Annotated in this window: 16 protein-coding genes; 11 read left to right on the top strand and 5 right to left on the bottom strand. The window is 69.4% G+C overall.

What is annotated here, in order from left to right:
* The first annotated feature begins 85 nt into the window (after nt 1-85).
* The 6 genes from ITJ56_RS15410 (at nt 86) to ITJ56_RS18555 (ending at nt 3136) form a co-directional block, all read left to right on the top strand.
* Nucleotides 86-520, top strand: coding sequence for a hypothetical protein (locus ITJ56_RS15410; RefSeq protein ID WP_194631509.1), 435 nt, complete (start codon nt 86-88; stop codon nt 518-520).
* A 352-nt stretch (nt 521-872) separates the two neighbouring features.
* Entirely contained in the window at nt 873-1121 is a 249-nt protein-coding gene (locus ITJ56_RS15405; protein WP_194631508.1) for a glutaredoxin domain-containing protein, read from the top strand.
* The gene (locus ITJ56_RS15400; protein WP_228518017.1) at nt 1118-1570 is read left to right on the top strand and encodes a hypothetical protein; all 453 of its coding nucleotides are present in this window, start codon (nt 1118-1120) and stop codon (nt 1568-1570) included. Before ITJ56_RS15405 ends, ITJ56_RS15400 begins: the two co-directional genes overlap by 4 nt.
* Nucleotides 1571-1719: 149 nt before the next feature.
* The gene (locus ITJ56_RS15395; RefSeq protein WP_194631506.1) at nt 1720-1926 is read left to right on the top strand and encodes an antitoxin VbhA family protein; all 207 of its coding nucleotides are present in this window, start codon (nt 1720-1722) and stop codon (nt 1924-1926) included.
* A gap of 24 nt (nt 1927-1950) precedes the next feature.
* Nucleotides 1951-2634, top strand: a complete 684-nt coding sequence (locus ITJ56_RS15390) for a Fic/DOC family protein (RefSeq protein ID WP_194631505.1) — start codon at nt 1951-1953, stop codon at nt 2632-2634.
* A 226-nt stretch (nt 2635-2860) separates the two neighbouring features.
* Nucleotides 2861-3136 carry a hypothetical protein gene (locus tag ITJ56_RS18555; RefSeq protein WP_228518015.1) on the top strand — a complete coding sequence of 92 codons (276 nt, stop codon included), beginning with the start codon at nt 2861-2863 and terminating at the stop codon, nt 3134-3136.
* A gap of 327 nt (nt 3137-3463) precedes the next feature.
* Here the strand turns inward: ITJ56_RS18555 and ITJ56_RS15380 are convergent, their stop codons facing one another.
* On the bottom strand, nt 3464-3904 hold the full coding sequence (locus ITJ56_RS15380; RefSeq protein ID WP_194631504.1) for a hypothetical protein: 441 nt from the start codon (nt 3902-3904) through the stop codon (nt 3464-3466).
* 436 nt (nt 3905-4340) lie between these two features.
* Here ITJ56_RS15380 and mobF point away from each other — a divergent pair, with 436 nt between their 5' ends.
* From mobF to ITJ56_RS15365, 3 genes are all read left to right on the top strand, one after another.
* Entirely contained in the window at nt 4341-8792 is a 4452-nt protein-coding gene (gene mobF, locus ITJ56_RS15375; protein WP_194631503.1) for a MobF family relaxase, read from the top strand.
* Nucleotides 8793-9033: 241 nt separating this feature from the next.
* Complete coding sequence (locus ITJ56_RS15370) at nt 9034-10227, top strand: hypothetical protein (RefSeq protein WP_194631502.1); 1194 nt, start codon at nt 9034-9036, stop codon at nt 10225-10227.
* A gap of 53 nt (nt 10228-10280) precedes the next feature.
* Entirely contained in the window at nt 10281-10679 is a 399-nt protein-coding gene (locus ITJ56_RS15365) for a hypothetical protein (RefSeq protein WP_228518013.1), read from the top strand.
* 179 nt (nt 10680-10858) lie between these two features.
* Here ITJ56_RS15365 and ITJ56_RS15360 read toward each other — a convergent pair whose 3' ends face one another.
* The 3 genes from ITJ56_RS15360 to ITJ56_RS15350 form a co-directional block, all read right to left on the bottom strand.
* On the bottom strand, nt 10859-11743 hold the full coding sequence (locus ITJ56_RS15360) for a carbohydrate kinase family protein (RefSeq protein WP_194631500.1): 885 nt from the start codon (nt 11741-11743) through the stop codon (nt 10859-10861).
* Between the two features lie 98 nt (nt 11744-11841).
* Nucleotides 11842-13209 carry an L-fucose:H+ symporter permease gene (fucP, locus tag ITJ56_RS15355; RefSeq protein ID WP_228518012.1) on the bottom strand — a complete coding sequence of 456 codons (1368 nt, stop codon included), beginning with the start codon at nt 13207-13209 and terminating at the stop codon, nt 11842-11844.
* Nucleotides 13206-13799: a 6-phospho-3-hexuloisomerase gene (locus ITJ56_RS15350; RefSeq protein WP_194631499.1), complete on the bottom strand. Its 594-nt coding sequence runs from the start codon at nt 13797-13799 to the stop codon at nt 13206-13208. The genes fucP and ITJ56_RS15350 overlap by 4 nt, the downstream gene beginning before the upstream one ends.
* Before the next feature lie 118 nt (nt 13800-13917).
* Between ITJ56_RS15350 and ITJ56_RS15345 the strand changes: the two genes are divergently transcribed.
* Entirely contained in the window at nt 13918-15009 is a 1092-nt protein-coding gene (locus ITJ56_RS15345; protein ID WP_194631498.1) for a substrate-binding domain-containing protein, read from the top strand.
* Nucleotides 15006-15719 carry a helix-turn-helix domain-containing protein gene (locus ITJ56_RS15340; protein WP_194631497.1) on the top strand — a complete coding sequence of 238 codons (714 nt, stop codon included), beginning with the start codon at nt 15006-15008 and terminating at the stop codon, nt 15717-15719. Before ITJ56_RS15345 ends, ITJ56_RS15340 begins: the two co-directional genes overlap by 4 nt.
* Before the next feature lie 19 nt (nt 15720-15738).
* On the opposite strand, the gene ITJ56_RS15335 is transcribed toward ITJ56_RS15340, so the two are convergent.
* Nucleotides 15739-16836, bottom strand: coding sequence for a glycoside hydrolase family 172 protein (locus ITJ56_RS15335; RefSeq protein ID WP_194631496.1), 1098 nt, complete (start codon nt 16834-16836; stop codon nt 15739-15741).
* Between the last annotated feature and the right edge of the window lie 13 nt (nt 16837-16849).

The following is a 16849-nucleotide window of genomic DNA, read 5'->3' as shown; positions in this document are numbered from 1 at the left end:
GACGGCGACGCGGCCCCCTTTCCCACAGGTGCGACCGCCGACCAAGCGGGCACCCGGCCACGAAGCCTAGAGAGGAACGTCCCTCATGCACATCACCTACGAACGCCCGACGACCATCGGCGAGCAGATCGACCCTGCAGCACCCGCCGCAGACCTCGACCCGACCGGCGCCGAGTGCGCAGCGACGACGTACGACGTCGGCGGCCTCGAATGGCACTGCACCCGCCGCCCCAACCACACCGACGACGAACACCGCGCCGCATTCGACGTCCACGGCGGCGGACCCACCGGCGAAGTCGGCTTCGCCTGGCAGTACGAGTGGGGCGGTGCCGGACACGGCCCGTCCTCCACCGACCCCATCACCACAGTCACCGTCTCGTTCCCGTCGACGGCATGGACGAACGAGCAGCTGCCCACCGCGATCGCCGACGAGATCCGCTCCGCGTTCTGGGAGTGCGACCACGACGACGTCACCGTGACCACCACCGCGACCAGCACTCCGCACCCCGTCACGGGTTGAGCCGCGGCCGGCGGTGGCTGTCTCCACGCGGTGAAAAGCGCCGGGACGACGCAGTTAGAGAAAGCGCAGCACGCTATTACTATCGGGTGGCAGCAATAGCAGCACGGCGTTAATGCTCCTGGGGATTCCCAGCCCTCCCGCTCTTATCGATGCCCCAGCCGTGCGTTCGTAAACGCCATACCCTGGTGCCAAACAATGCAGATGCATACGGTGGCAACAGGTGTGCCGACCGGCAGAAAAAGATTCAAAGAATGTGCGGAAAGGGTACCCATATAGGCCCGCGCGTTATAGAATAGAAGCATGCAACGGGGGAGGGCCCCGGCATAACAAACATTACGAAAAGGTGATTTCGATGAGCATCACGGTTTACACCAAGTTCGGGTTCTGCGGCATGTGCAAGGCCACCGAGCGCGCTCTCGACTCCGCCAGCATCGAGTACACCGAGGTGATCCTTGACGACGTCGACAAGGCGCAGATCGAAGAGTGGAAGACCACCCTCGGCACCAACGCCCCCATCGTCGTCACCGACACGGAGACCGGCTCCTGGAGCGGGTTCCGCCCCGACAAGATCGGCGAACTCGCCTCGAGCGCGGCCGCGTGATGACGATGACCCTCGAGCGTCCGACCACCATCCGCCCCGACATCGTGCAGCAGTCCACCCGCGACGCCGTCGACGGGCTCTACGCCGGCGACACCGTGGCCGCGTTCCGCGCCATCGACGCCGCCACCGCCGACCCGACCGAGCACGTCCACGAATGGGAACTCAGCGACGAGCAACGGCAGGTGTGGGAGGCCGGCTACATGGTCGGGTTCCAGATGGCTGCCCCGGCACTCATGGCCGAGGTCGCCTCGCTGCGGGCCCGCCTCGAGCAGGCCGAGCACGACGCCGACCGGTACTACGCCGAGATGTGCCGCCGACCCGCCCCCGCCGAGCCGGAACACCCCACGTTCGCGGAGATCTCCCGCGCCCGCGGCGAGCACGACCGCGCCGCCCGCCACGAAGCAACGATGGACCGCATGTTCCCCCAATACGCCGACGCCCGGGCATGATCGGACGGTTCCCGATCTGTCCCGTACTTGGCTGGTCCAACCTTCGTGGGCCACGTGACCGCCGGGGTCGAAGAGACTGACGCCAGCAGCCGCAACCCGCTGCGAGACAGCTGCGGTTGGTAGAATCGACGTTGACCAGGGGAGTTCCCATGAGCATCAGCACCACACACCGCACCACGGGTCAGGCTGGCGTCGACGAGCGCCGACGCCGGGTTGAGGTCGCTGCGCACAGTGGCGAGATGGAGGGCCTGCACGTCACGCCGGCGTCTCGTGCCGACGCTGAGGACTACGTCGCAGGCCGGATCAGTGTCCGTGAGCTTCGCGCCCGTGTTCGCGCCCGCCACGGCGTCCGGTGACGGTTCGCCGCATCGTGCTGCAGCGTGACTGACCCCTACCTCGACCCTGACACCGGGATCCTCCGAAACCGACTCGGTGTTCGCACCCAGCACGAGCTCGACGTCGCAGAGGGCGACCTAGCGTGGGCGGGGATGCTGGAACTGCTCGAGTACCCGCCGCCGGCGACCGGTGACCTCGACGAGCTGCGCGCAATCCACCGCGAACTATTCAGCGATGTCTACGACTGGGCGGGCGAGGTGCGCACGGTCGACATGCGGAAGAACGTCGAGGGGGCCGAGTTCTTCTTGCCCGCGTCGATGATCGGCCGCTCCGCCGGCTACGCCGCCGACGAGCTCCGCGCCGACAACATGCTCCGCGGCCTGGACCGGGAACGGTTCGTGATGCGTCTGGCGCATCACTACGACCAATTCAACTACATCCACCCGTTCCGGGAGGGCAACGGCCGAACGCAGCGGGTGTTCTGGGACCGTGTCAGCCGCGACGCCGGCTACACGCTGGACTGGCGAGAGGTCTCGGGCCGCGTCAACGACGAGGCATCCCGGACCGCATCAGAGGCCCGAGACCTCGGACCGCTCCAGGCCCTGTTCGATCGCATCGCCGTGCCGCTTCAGCGAGACCGCCACTACCGGTCGGCGCGTGCGGACCGACTGGCGATCCGCCACCGCCACGGCGAGGAGCGCGACGCCGAACTCGGGTTCGACCGATGAGCGGCCGCGTTGCCGTCAGCGCGGAAGAACGGTTCTGGAAGCACGTGGTGCAAGGGCCGACGCCGTCGGACTGCTGGATCTGGACGGGTGCTATCGGCAACGACGGCTACGGCCGGTTCTGGTTGCCCCAGCCTGACGGCGGGCAACGCGCCATGCGGCCGCAGCGGTGGCTCTTCGAACACCTGACCGGCACAACCCTGCACCCGTCGACGCTGCTCCTGCACGCGTGCGACGTGCCGTCCACGTCCACGTCCACGTCGACGTCGACCTGTCGGTGTCGCACCTGGCGCCGGGGACGCATCGGGGGAACATGCTCGAGCGGGTGCAGCGCGGCCGGCACCGGAACGCGTCGACGGCGCTCCGAACGATCAGCTTCCCCCGCTCCGAACGCGTGCGCCTGTCGCGTGAGCTCCGCGAGGCGTTCCGCGACAACGGGTGGGATGCGGCCGCGGTGCGGACGTGCAAGACGGGCATCGCGGCGGGCACACCGACGCTCTGGTGAGCGTCGGTGTCGGATGCCGGCAGTACGGTCGCCGCAACCAACGAACGGGGGCAGGACCATGACCGACTACGCGCAGCAACAGTGGCAGCAGGCACCGCCGGTGTACGTGCGGAAACGCGGTACGACGCTGTCGCGGTGGAGCGTGTTCCTCGGCATCCAGTCCATCCTGTTCGGCCTCATCATCCCGATCCTCGCGATCGTGTTCGGGATCGTCGGTCTCGCCCGTGGCACGGACGTGCCCGGTCGCGCTGCCACCGGCATCGTGCTCGGTTGGTCGTGCTTGACGTTCTGGGGCTGCTTCGTTTGTTCGCGTCGTGGGTGCGTTCGTTACGCCGCGCACGACTCGTGTCCGTCGCCCCGCGCGTCGTCGACGACGTCGGGGACTGCCTCCGACGGGGAGTCGTCCCAGGGGGACGAGTCCGCTGCAGCGGCCACCGGCTTGCTCCGCTTCACCTCGCGCACGGGGATCCCGAGCCGTTCGGCGACCTCGTCGCGCGTGACCTTCGTGTCGAGCATCCGACCGATGATCGCCCGGGCCTGCTGCTCCGCGTCCGCGACCGCCACGGCTGCCTCGTCGCGGATCTTCTGGATGCGCGCTTCGGCGTCCTCGTTGATCCCGTCGACAGCGTCGGCCGCGACGAAGTACTCGGCGGCGAGCTCTTCGAGCTGTTCCTGCCGGCGGCGGAACTCAGCCGCCCGTTCCACGGCCCGCTCGCGTGCAGCCTTGCGCGCCGCGGCCTGCTTCCCTGACGTCCGAACCTGAGCCATCTCGTTCCCCAATCCCTAACGGCCATCACCCGTCTGGTCCGGGCGGCACCGCCTTGCCGGCGGCGCGATGTGGCGCTCCTGTCGTCGCAGTGTAGCTCGCGCCAGCGGCGCGGACGGTGACAGCTCTCGACCCGGATGCTGACGGCCCGACGCTCCTCGTTCCTCGTCGCTGGCCGCAGCTCCCGGTCTCCACCTGTCTACCGCGCTCGTCGCTCCGTCGCCTCCGCTTCGCTCCACCGACTCCGATCCTCCCGGCCACGCATCCCTCCTTCCAACCTGCGCTCGTTCCTCGCTCCGGTCTTCAGTCATCATCGCGCCACACCTCAGGCATTACAAATGAACGAGGATAGACTCGCCCCATGCGCACCGTCACCAGCCCGCACCATGGCTGGGTCAAGCGCCGCCTGAAGGGCCTCCAGCGGGGCGGTGACGGCGCATGATGACCATGCACGTCCTGTCCGCCGGCGACGGGTATACGTACTACACGTCCGAGGTCGCAACCGGGGATGCGCGGCGCGATCACGACCGTGAGCTCGGCGATTACTACACCGCCGACGGGAACCCACCCGGACGCTGGATGGGTGGCGGAACCGCCGTGCTTGGCGTCTCTGGGACCGTCACCGAGGAGCAGATGAAGGCCCTCTTCGGCGAGGGGCTGCACCCCGACGCGGACCGCATCATCGCCGAGGCGATCGCGGAGGGGAAGACCGGTAAGCAGGCGCAGGAGGCCGCGAAACTCGGCCGGTCGTACTACGTCTACAAGGCCGACGAGAACTCCCTGCAGGACCGCATCCAGGCCGGATACGCGACGTTCCAGCGCATCCAGGGCTACGAGCCGAACACCGAGGAACGGCGCCTGATCCGCTCCCGTGAGGGCGCGCAGGCGTTCCGCGACGCGAAGGGCCGCGAGCCCGCCGACAAGGAAGAACTCGGCCGCTACATCACCGCAGCGACCCGCCCCGACCAGCAGGCCGTCGCCGGGTTCGACCTGGTCTGCTCACCCGCGAAGAGCGTGTCCGTTCTCTGGGCGCTCGGCGATGACGACACCCGGAAGAGCATCGAGCAGGCGCAGGACCGCGCCGTCGCGTCGACGATCGCGTACCTCGAGCGGGAGGCGTTGGCGACCCGCGCCGGCACGAACGGCGTCGAGCAGATCGAGGTTGAGGGCGGCGTCGCGGTGACCGCGTTCCGGCACTTCGAGTCCCGCAACGGCGACCCCCAGCTGCACGACCACCTGGTGGTCGCGAACAAGGTGCAGGGCTCCGACGGCAAGTGGCGCACCATCGACTCCAAGCTGCTGCACCGCATGAACGTGCCCATCTCGGAGTTCTACAACGCCGCCATCATGTCCGAGGTCACGAAGGCCCTCGACGTCACCACCGAGGCCCGCACGGTCACCGCCGGCAAGCGTCCCGTTATGGAGATCGCCGGCGTCGACACCGACCTGCTGGAGACGTTCTCCTCCCGCTCCGCGTCGATCCGCGTCGAGGTGGAACGCCTCACCGCCGGGTATCAGCGCGACCACGGCCGCGCCCCCGACACCAAGACCCAGATCAAGATTGCCCAGCAGGCGACGCTTGAAACGCGGCCGCAGAAGGAACACGGCCGCTCCCCGCAGGCCACCCACGACGACGCCGTTGCACGCGTCGGGCAGGACCGCGCAGCCCAGGTCCTCCCCGCCGCGCAGCGCATCGCCGCGGTGCGGGCCCGCGACGGGTTCGGCACCCCGACGGTCGACGTCGACGAGCGCGCAGCCCTCGTCCTCCAGGTCGTGGAAGAGCACTACGCGGTCTGGGGTGTCGGCGTCGTCGAGGCCGAAGCCCGCCGGCAGCTGGCGCAGATCATCCCGGACCAGGACGTCGCCGAGCCCCTGGTCCAGCAGGTCGCGAAGACCGCCCTGCAGTCGTCGGTGTCACTCACCCCACCATCCCCACACGGCGCGTTCAAGCCGCTCACCCGCTCGAGCGATGAGTCAGTGTTCGAGCACAAGGGCAAGACCGCCTACACCTCCGGCGGGATCCTCCAGGCAGAAAACGAGCTGCTGCAGGCGGCCCGCTACCGGAAGATGGCGCCGGTCTCCCGCGACGTGTTCGAACGCGTCGCCGCCGCGAGCACGGGGCCGCTGGATGCCGGACAGCGGGATCTCGCGCGCACGTTCGCCACGTCCGACGTCGAGCTCGTCGCCGGCATCGGCCCCGCCGGCGCCGGCAAGACCACCGCGCTGAAGCTCGCCAACGAAGCCCTGACCGTCGGCGGTGTCCGCATGATCGGACTCGCCCCCTCCGCACCCGCGGCCGCGGTCCTCTCCGAAGCCGTCGGCATCGAGGCGACCACCATCCACGGGTTCCTGGCCGCACACGAGCAGGACGACGTGTCCGCGAAGTATGTCCTCGAGCCGGGCGACGTCGTCGTGGTCGACGAGGCGGGCATGGCCGGCACGAAGCGCCTCCGCGACGTCACCAAGCTCGCGCAGGAGCACGGGGCGTTCGTCCGCCTCATCGGTGATGACCGGCAGCTCTCAGCCGTCGAGGCCGGCGGCGCGCTCCGTCTAATCGACCGTGAGGTTGGTTCCGTGCAGCTCGAGCACGTGCACCGCTTCGCAGACGCCGAGGAAGCAGAAGCCTCGCTCCGGCTGCGCGACCCGATGCGCCCGGGAGATCCGTTCTCCTGGTACCAGGAGCACGCCCGCGTCGTCGGTGGTGACAGCGAGCGGATGACCGCAGCGGTGTTCGAGGGGTGGCAGCGGGATACCCTTGCCGGCACCCGCTCCCTGATGCTCGCCCCCACCGCGACGGCGGTCGCGGATCTCAACGCCCGCGCGCAGGCGTTCCGGATCTCTGCCGGCGACGTCGACACGTCCCGGTCCGTGCCCTTGCGTGACGGGCTCGCCGCGCACGTTGGTGACACGATCGTCACCCGCCGCAATGAATCCGACCTGCGGATCCAGGGCGGCCGCGACCGGGTGAAGAACGGTGACCTCTGGACCGTCACCGGGATCCGCGACAACGGCGCCCTCGACGTCGCGCACGCCGAGCACGGCGCCGTGATCCAGCTGCCCGCCGGCTACGTCGCCCAGCACGTCGAGGTCGGCTACGCCCGCACCATCAGCCGCTCCCAGGGCCTCACCACCGAGCACACCCACGTCCTCGGCGACGCGACCATGAGCCGCGAGGACGCCTACACGGCCCTGTCCCGCGGGAAGGAGAGCAACCGGCTCTACCTCGCCCTCGACGACGCAGCGACCGTCCCCGACGCGCTCGAGCAGATCGTCGCCCGCTCCGAGCGGCTGCTGTCCGCACACGAGACGATCCGCGCCGAGCAAGACCGCGTCGAGGACCTGGTCACGCTCATCGACCAGCACGCCGACGTCGCCACCCGCGCCGACGAGCTCCGCGCCGGCGCCATCGTCGAACGCGCCCTCGGCCGCGAGCTCGCGACGTCCCTCGAGCAGCAGGAGTCGTGGGGCGCCCTCGCCTCGTCGCTCCGGCACGCAGAGGACTACGGCCACGACCCCGTCCAGACCCTCCGCGACGCGTACGGGCAGCGCGAGCTCGCCACCGCGGACGACGTGCCAGCGGTGCTGCACTGGCGCATCGAGAAGGCCCTCGAGGGCCTCGACCAGCCCGTTGTCCGCGTCGTCGATCGCGCACCCGTCGACGGGGTGCCGGCATGGATCGCTGACGGCCGCCGCCACCAGGACGAACTCCTCCCAACCGAGTGGCGCGACCACCTCGCCGAGCGCCACCACTACATCGGCGTCCGCCTCAAAGAGCGGGGCGCGGCCCTCGCCCTCGAGCAGCCGGCGTGGACGCAGGATCTCGGACGGCTCCCGTCGGAGCCGTGGCGGATGTTCGACTGGCACCGCACCGCGGCCGAGGTCGACGTGCTCCGCACCAAGTACCGCATCGACCCGTCCGAGCCGCAGGCCCTCCCGGACACGCTCCGTGGGAACCCGGTCGCCGACCACCTGCAGGAGCGCGTGACCGCGCTCCACAAGGCGGCTGCCCTGTCGACCGCACCCGAGGTCACCGTGGCCACGCGCGAGCACTACGCCACCCACGCAGCCGAGCAGACCGCTGTCGCCCGCACCGCCCTAGTCGCAGCTGCGGAGGGCGTGCAGCAGGCGACGTCGCCGGCCGTGGCCACCGCCACCGACGTCGTCGCAGAGACCAGCACCGAGACCGCCGCGGCGACCGCTCCGCCGGCGTCCACCGCCGAGGCCGCACCCGCGGCCCCGGCCGGCACCCAGACCACCCCCGTGGCCTCCGTGTCGCCCACCACCGCACAGGAAGGAACCGTCATGAGTGACCCCATCGACGACACACTCGACCACGTTGGCCGCCATGCCGGACGGTCCGGGCAAACCATCGCCTCGGAGGCTGCCCGGCAGATCCAGCGCGCCAACGACGAACGCCGCCGCGCCCTGCAGGACGCCCAGCGCAAGGCCGACCGCGACCGCGAGCAGGCCGTCCGTGAGGCCCAGCGGAAGGCCGAGCGTGAGAAGGATCAGGCCGACCGCCTGGAGCGCCACTACCCGACTGCCGAAGCCGACCGGCAGCAGGACGCGGCGGCCGCCGCTGTGACCGGCGCCGTCCTCGGCGCCGCGGCCGCTGACGCGATCGACAACGCTACCGACCGCGACACCGCAGCGATCCAGTCCGACGTCCCCGACGAGATGGCGGCGGAGACAGCCACGATCGACACAACTGAAGGGGAAGGCACTGAGACGCAGTACGACGAGTTCGAGCTCCGCGACCGCGAGATGCTCCGCCAGGCCGGCGTCGACCCGGACGAGATATCGACGTCGACCAACGCCGACAGCTCCCTCCGCATCGACCCGTCGCCCGCGCCCGACCTGTCCCGGGGCAACGACGGGCTAGAGCGCTAACTTCTCGGCCGAGCGCTCGTAGCTCGCTTGGACACCGCCGCTCCCGCTCGCATTCGGTCCCTTAGCCGGACACGGTCAAAAAAATTTGATCGGGAGGGGTCTGAGGGTCATGAGCAACGGCATCGTCTACAGCCAACGCAGCGAGGTGGGGTCGCGACTCGTGATCGGACTGTGACCTTCAGCTATTTTAGTTCCATCCCGGTACCGGTAGACAGGCCTGTACACGAACTAAGGGGTTCTTATGGGGAAACTACGAACGATCACCGGCGGTGCTGTCGTCGCTGCGGTCGCAATCTCGACGGCGCTTATCGGCGCCGCGCCGAGCATGGCGGCCGCTCCGTCGGTACTTGACGCCCAAGCAACGCTCTCCGCGGTAGCTCCCGAAGCAGCAGGCCAGTCGACGTCGAGTACCAGGATCGCTGTGACCACGCCGTCGTCACCCGCGAAGGCGCGGATGGCGGTCGCGGAGAGTCCTCAGGTCACCGTCACGACTCAACCTGACGCTGACAGCACTCCAGAAAGCCTCACGTTCCATGTTGACGGTGCTCGCAGCGTCGCGAGCAGCGGGATTGGAACCACGACGCTCGCCACCTCGTCGGACGCGGTTGCGCGCTACGTTACCGAGAACGCTGTTGGTGCTCGTGTTCTCACTGCGTACCAGCAGCCGCAAGCGTCCTACGTGAGCCGTACGACGTTCGACTTACCGGCGGGGACCGTTCCCGAGGAGCGACCAAACGGTGACTGGTACTTGATGTCGAACGGGACGCCTGTTGGGGTCATCCTCGCGCCTTGGGCTAAAGACGCATCTGGGCAGTCACTCACCACAGCGTATCGGTGGTCCGGCAACACGCTGGAGCAAACAGTGCATGTGCCTGCAGACGCCACGTTCCCGGTTGTTGCCGACCCGGCATGGGAGTACACCTACACCGCGGTACTCACGGTCGGTTCAGTGGCGGATCTGCACAAGCGTCTTCACTCCTGCTTCAACTGCATCTTCCCCGTCGAGGGGGCGCCGAAGGCGTTCCCTAAGGAGGGGCAGAAGCTCCCACTCGTCGTGCGACCGACGATCGGTTTCCCCATCGCGGCGAACTTCAACTGCATTTTTCAGTACGAGCAGTGGCTCGCTGCAGGGGCGACACCGCTGTACCCAGCTGGCGACGAAGGATGGGTGTTCAACGCGGACAAGGGGCACATCGATGGAGTCGGCTCGGTCATCAGCTTCGATTTCGTCGGCACACCCAGCGATGTATCCAGAGAGCCCGGGGAGACAATGCGCTTCTACGTGTACGGAAGTGTCGTGAACTCGAACCCGGGTGGCCTTCCACGAGCGGTGTACTCCAACGGTGCGAAGGCTACGTGGGGATCGATGCTAAGCACGTACGCGTCCTTCCACGGCGCGTCCGCTGCAGGTGTGGGCTGGCATTGGGTCAGCTGAACAGCGTGAACGTGGAGCCGGGGCGTGAGACTTTCAGGCCTCGGCTCCACGCCGTGTCCCGGTTCTTTGTCTGGCTCGGGGTCCGCGCCCTCCAGATCGTCCTCTATCTGGTTCTGGGCTGGATCGTCGTCGGCGTGACCGGGCGCGACGTCCTCGAAGAGGGCGTTGGTGCCGTCCTTGGACTGGGGATCTTCCTAGCGCTCCCGCTCTCGCTCCTTGGCTCCGCAGCGGCCTGGGGTATCGGAGCTATCAGCGTGCACGTCAGGTCCCGATGGGCTCGACGAAGTGTGCTCGTCATCGCGGTGGTCATCGAGTTCGCAGCAACTCTGTTCCTGTTTCTTGCCTGGACGCCGAACTACCTGCCGGTCGTCATTGTCGAGGCAGCCTTATCGGGTGCGCTGACGGCCGTCTTGTTGTGGGCGCACCACCTCGTGCACCGTTCAGCCGGATAGGTTCCGGTGCTACGCCCAGGCGCGGGGGCGTCAAACGCTAGGCGCTCGAGCGGCTTCCGCAAGCTGTCTCGACCAGGGGGAGGGGTTGAAGCGAAAGCGGCGGGTATCGGACCCGCAGCCATGTATCTGACATAAGGTACATTATCGGCTCGGCTCAGCTCGGCTGCATCCCATTGCGACTACCGCCCAACCTCAGACCGTCCGGGCGGATCTGCCCCCAGCCGTGAGACCGAGATCGCCGCGCAGGCGAGCGCGAATCTTGTCACTCGCTCCAGGCTCGCGTCATCGAGATCACCCGGGTCGTCCTCGCTGGCAAGGACGCCGGTCAGCAAGCCCGACATGAACGAGTCACCCGCGCCGATCGTGTCCGCCACGTCGACCGTGGGCGCGCGCAGCCTGCGCCGGGCGTTCCGCGACGCGATCGCGCACCCCTCCCCACCGAGGGTCACTGCCGCCAGCCCGGCACCCGCGGCGAGGAGCCCGTCGAGCACGGCGTCGATGTCGCGGTCCGGCCAGAGCCAGGCGGCGTCCTCATCGCTGAGCTTCACCACGTCGGCGGCCTCGAACAGCGGCTTCAGGGTCGCCAGCACGTCGTCGCGCGAGGGCGTGATCGACGGCCGGACGTTCGGGTCAAGCGAGAACAGCGCGCCCGCGGGCCGGCGGCGGACCGCGTCGAGCACGGTATCCGCTCCCGGTGCGAGCACGGCGCCGATGGACCCGACGTGGACGAGCGGCGTGCCCGGGGGGACCTCGACGGGAGCGAGCCGCCAGTCAAGGTCGAACTCGTACGTCGCTCTCCCGCGCTCGTCGATCGTCGCGGCGGCCGTCGAGGTCCGGTCGATCGTCGTTGCGTCGACCACGACCCCGCTGGCCCCGACGTGCGCCCGGATCGCTGCACCCGGTTCGTCGTCGCCGAGCGCACACACGAGGCGCGTCGGCACGTCCAGCCGGGCGAGCCCGACCGCGACGTTCATCGGGCTGCCACCCGGGTGCTCGGTCCGGCCGTCCGGGCCGTCGACGATGTCGACGAGGGCCTCACCGATGACCACCACTGCTGTGTCCATGTCCTCATCTCTCCCATCTCGCCGCGCCGGTCCCTGCGAGCCGATGGACGGGACGCCCGTGGCGGCGCCGCCACGGGCGTCCGTCCGTCCGTTCGCAGTCAGACCCGCTCGGCTGACGTGGGCGCGGCTATCTCGGCGGTCCCCGAGTAGTCGCGCTTCGACCGGACGTCGTACACGGCGTACGCGAGCACGGCGACGAAGCACACGATCGGCACGACGAGCGCGAGCGCGCTGCCGATCACGTCGGTCAGGTAGCCCTGCACGGTCGGCATGATCGCCCCGCCCACGATGGCCATCACGAGGCCCGAGGCACCGAACTTGGTGTCCGGGCCGAGCCCGAACAGTGCGACACCGTAGATCGTCGGGAACATGAGCGACATGCACCCGGAGACCCCGACGAGCGCCCAGGCGCCACCCGTGCCCGGGAACACGGCCGCGTACACGCAAAGCACGATGGCAAGCGCCGCCAGGACCGACATGAGCTTCGTCGGCCGGACGTAGCCCATGAGCCAGGTCATGATGAAGCGCAACACCAGGTACACGATGAGCGCGACCTGCAGGAACCAGGCACCGGCGACGGAGTCCCCGCCGGGCACCAGGTTCTCGACGTAGATCACGATGTAGGTCCACGTGCACACCTGGGCGCCGACGTAGGCGAACTGGGCCAGCACGCCAAAGCGGTAGTGCGAGTTCCGGACGAGCCGACCGGCGGCCTGTCGGAACGTACCCTCGGCCCGCTCCGACTTCTGGTCACCGCGGAGCCCCGGCACCTTGACGAACGCGATGCCGAGCCAGACGGCGGCGAGCAGCGCAGCGAGCCCGACGTACGGGCCCATGATCGTCAGCAGGTCGGACTTCTGGATCGCCAGGAGCTGGGCGTGCGGCATGGCCGCCTTCTCGGCATCGGTGGCGGGGTTCAGTCGGGGCAGGATTAGCGCGGCGGCGATGAGCACGCCGAGGTTCGTGCCGACCGGGTTGAAGGCCTGCGCGAGGTTGAGGCGACGCGTCCCCGAGCTCTCCGGCCCCATCGCGATGACGAACGGGCTCGCCGAGGTCTCGAGGATGGAAAGGCCGGCGGCGAGGACGAACAGCGCAATGAGGAACGCGAAGAACGTCAGCGACTGCGCGGCCGGAATGAAGCCGAGCGCGCCGATGATCGCCAAGCCGAGCCCAGTGAGGACGCCGACCTTGTACCCGAACCGGCGGTTGATGAACCCGGTCGGCAGGGCGAGAAGGAAGTACGCGCCGTAGAACGCGAACTGCACGAGGGAGGCCTCGAACGTGCTCATAGTGAAGACGCCCTTGAACGCGGCGACGAGCGGCGTCGTGAGGTCCTGGGCGAGGCCCCACGAGGCGAAGCACACGGCGAGCAGGACGAAGGGTCCCACCATGCCGGGTGCAAAGAAGCGCTGCTTCGCGCCGGGGTTCGGGTTGGAGGTCATGGTCTTCTCTGTTCGGCGGGTCATTCGAGGTTGGTGTGGCGGGCACGCATAGCGTCGACGTCCTCGCCGAGCGCAGCGCGCACCTGGTTGGTGATGAGGTCGGTCAGCACGAGCTCGGCGATCTCGAACGCGCTGCCCATCGGGAGCACGGAGGTCGATCCGGCGTCGGACGCCATGGTCTGCGCCTCGACGACGAGGACTTCGTCGAACAGCCCGATCGGCACGCGGTCCGGTTCGGCGGTCAGGCAGACGGTGTCGGCGCCGGCGTCCTTCGCGATCGTGGCGAGCGTCTCAATCGTGCGGAGGCGTCCGGGGCCGAGGGAGAGCACTGCGAGGTCGCCGGGGCCGACGGCGGGGCACGTCATGTCCCCGACCACGTGTGCGTCGACGCCCGCGTGGAACAGGCGCATCACGAGGGCGCGCATCATGAGCCCCTCGCGGCCGGCGCCCGCGCAGACGACGTTCCGGGCTGCGACGATCCGTCGGGCGACCGCGGCGACACGCTCGTCGTCGATGCGGCGCAGCACCGCGTCGAGCTCCCGCACGACCTGTGCCCCGCCGCCCCGAGCGCCGCCGGGTGGCCCGTCGACGATGTCCGCCTGCTGCGAGCGCATGCTCGTCCTCCTTGACGTTAACAGTTCTCTTACCCACATCTCGAACTGTCGTTCGGTATGTGGGTAGCTGTAGGCTAGGTGGCGCGACAGGGCGTGTCAAGGAGCAGGGGGTACCGACGTGGGCGAACGCGTCAAGGCCCCTGCCGTCGCCCACGCCGTCGCGGTCCTCTCGCTGATCGCCGAGCGCGCCCGCCCAATGACCGTCACAACGGTCGCGCGGGAGCTCGAGCTGCCCCGGACCAGCGTCGACCGGGCCTGCGAGGCGCTCCGGGTCGAGCGACTCCTCACGCGCGGCACGGACGGCACGTACTGGCTCGGTCCCGAGGTCGCCGCGCTCGGTGCCACTGCGCGGGCCACCCGGCCGCGCGCCCTGACGTTCGGTGTGCTCGTGCCCGACCAGGACAACGCGTACTACAGCGCCTTCCTCACCGCGGCGGGGTTCGACGTCGCCGCGACCGGAGACCGGCTCGTCGTGCGGTCCGCGGGCGGCAGTGTCCGACGGCAGCGCGCACAGTGGGTGGAGCTGCTCGACGCCGGGGCGGACGTTGTCCTTGTCGACTCGGTGGCGACCCACGGGTTCGAGGACCTCGTCGACGGCTCACGGGACCGCGGTGTCCCGGTCGTGGCGATCGGCACCCGGATCGGCGGCGTCGACGTATCCGTCACCAGCGACAACGTCGAAGCCGGGGTGCTCGCGGGCCTCCAACTCGCGCGTGCCCTACCACCAGGTGCGCGGATCGCCGTCGTGGACGGCCTGCAGAAGAACGCGAATGCGGAACGGATCGCCGGGTTCCTCGACGTGCTCGGCGACTTTCCCGACCTGCACTTCGTCGCCCGGGCCCGCGGGCGCGTGGAGGACGAGGAGTCCGGACGCGCGGTGATACGCGACCTGACCGCGGAGCACGGCGACCTCGACGGGGTCTTCGCCGTCTGCGACCCGCTCGCACTCGGCGTGCACGCCGAGCTCGTCGGACGCCCGCACCGCACCCTGGTCACGTCTGTCGATGGCCGATCCCGCGCCGTCCAGGAGATCATGGCCGACGACTCGTTCGTCGCTACCGTCGCCCAGGACCCCGCGGGTCTTGCCCGGAGTGCCCTGGTCGCCGCACGTGACCTCAGCGAGGGGCACTGGTCGCGACAGCGGGTCGTCACGCTCCCCGTGCGGGTCGTCAGCCGGGCCGACGCGGAACGGTACGAATCATGGGGGTGAGCGGCGCAGCGCCCGTGCCCGCGGTTCGCCGCGCGATGGCCGTCGTCGAACACGTCGCGTTCACAGGCGTGACCACCGCCGGCGCGATCGCCGACGACCTCGGGCTCGCGAAGAGCACGGTCTCGGACCTGGTCGGGACGATGCTCGAGACCGGGATGCTCCGTCGGTCCGGCAACGGCCTTGTCGTGGGCGAGGCGTTCTCGCGCTTGAGCTCCGGCCTGACAGCGGGCGTCGTCTCGCTCGAGGACTTCCGCCGACGCTGGCAGCGCCACCCCGTGCTGCACGAGCACACGGTGAGCATCCAGTCGCTCGTGGGCACGCGGAGCCTGTGCGTTGAGGTCAACGTCGGCGTGCACCTGCTCCCGCTCGGACCCGGAGCCGGGATGCGCTCCGCGGTGTGGACGGCCGCTGGCGCCGAACCCGTCCTACAGTGCTTCACGGCCGACGAACTCGCCCGGTCGTTCGACGTGTTCCGCGGGTACTCGGTCGACGACCAGGCGGTCCGGGCCTGGGCGACCGAGCACGCGCGGGGTGTGCAGACCCGTCCGGCGCCGGCGGCGAGCGGCAACCACGAGCTAAGCGTCCGGCTGTCGGACGGGTCGGTGCCGCTCGTCGCGTTGACGCTGCACCTGCCGCCGAACCTCGAGGTCGACGGAGACCGCCTCCGGTCGGCACTCACCCAGCTCGCGGCGAGTCTGATCCGGTCCTGACGTTGCCGACCGACCGGCGTCACCGCGGGACGCGGCCCGCAGCGCCCGGCAGCACCGGGAACGGCGCGTGCGGTTCGGACTGGTACCAGTACGCCACTGTGCTCACGTCGTCGGACCGCTCGAACAGCCCGTGCTGCCAGGTGCCGATCTGCTGCACCGTGACCCGCAGGTCCTGCTCGAACCAGATCGGGTCCGGCAGGTGCCAGCGGTACAGGGCGTGCATCGGCGCGACGGCGTGGATGAACTCCGAGGCACCCGTCGTGTCGCGACTGCTGCAGAACGGGTACCCGAAGTACGGGGCACTGAACGTGATCGGCACCGGCTCCGGGTCCGCGCGGAGCTCGTCCTGAAACGCCCAGGCGCCGCCCGCGTAGTCCTCTAGCCCGGTGCTGCACAGCGAGGGCAGCTCGTCGTCCCCGTCTACGAAGAACTTGACCTCGCCCTCGCCCCACCAGAAGCGGCTGAGCGACGCGAGAGCGACGTACGTGCCGACGTAGCGCCCACTACCCCGCACCCCGTCAAGGACGACGTGGTCCTCGCCGAGCGCCGTCGTTGCGTTCGAGCGACGCCACTGGGCGTGGAAGTACGGCGTCTCCGAGCCGATGTTGTCGCCAGTGGTGAGGTCGACCTGGAAGAACACGTGCTCGATGTCCGCGCCGTGCTCGCTTGTCAGGGTCAACCTGGCGTGCTTCTGGAACGGCATCGGGAAGTAGCTGTTCATCCCGCCGGTGGGTGCCACCACGATCGGCTCGGAGGTGACGAGCGCCCTGGTCGCGAATCCGTTGCAGAAGAAGTCACCGAGCGGCACCTCGACGGAGGGCTCGTCCTCGTCGTCCCAGTACGCGCGCAGCACCAGGTCGCGGAGCACGAAGGGACCCGCCTCGGTCCGGTCGGGCACGGTGATCCAGATGTGCCGGATGACGCCCGGACCGTCGATGTCGACCAGGTCGAGCGTGCCGCCGGCGGGCAGGGAACCCCAGGCGCTGCCCTTCCGACCCCGCCCGAGGTGCGACGACGCGGATGCGGCGGAGCCGATCGCCCCGGTCGGGTTCTCGGCGTTGATTGAGCGGGACCGCACACCGGCAGGCGGGGCGAGTTCGGACAGGGCGGGGAGCATGGAGCCTCCGGGG

This window comes from Curtobacterium sp. VKM Ac-1376 (genome assembly GCF_015351025.1).
Lineage (GTDB): Bacteria > Actinomycetota > Actinomycetes > Actinomycetales > Microbacteriaceae > Curtobacterium.
This window is presented reverse-complemented; position numbering and strand designations above follow the sequence as displayed.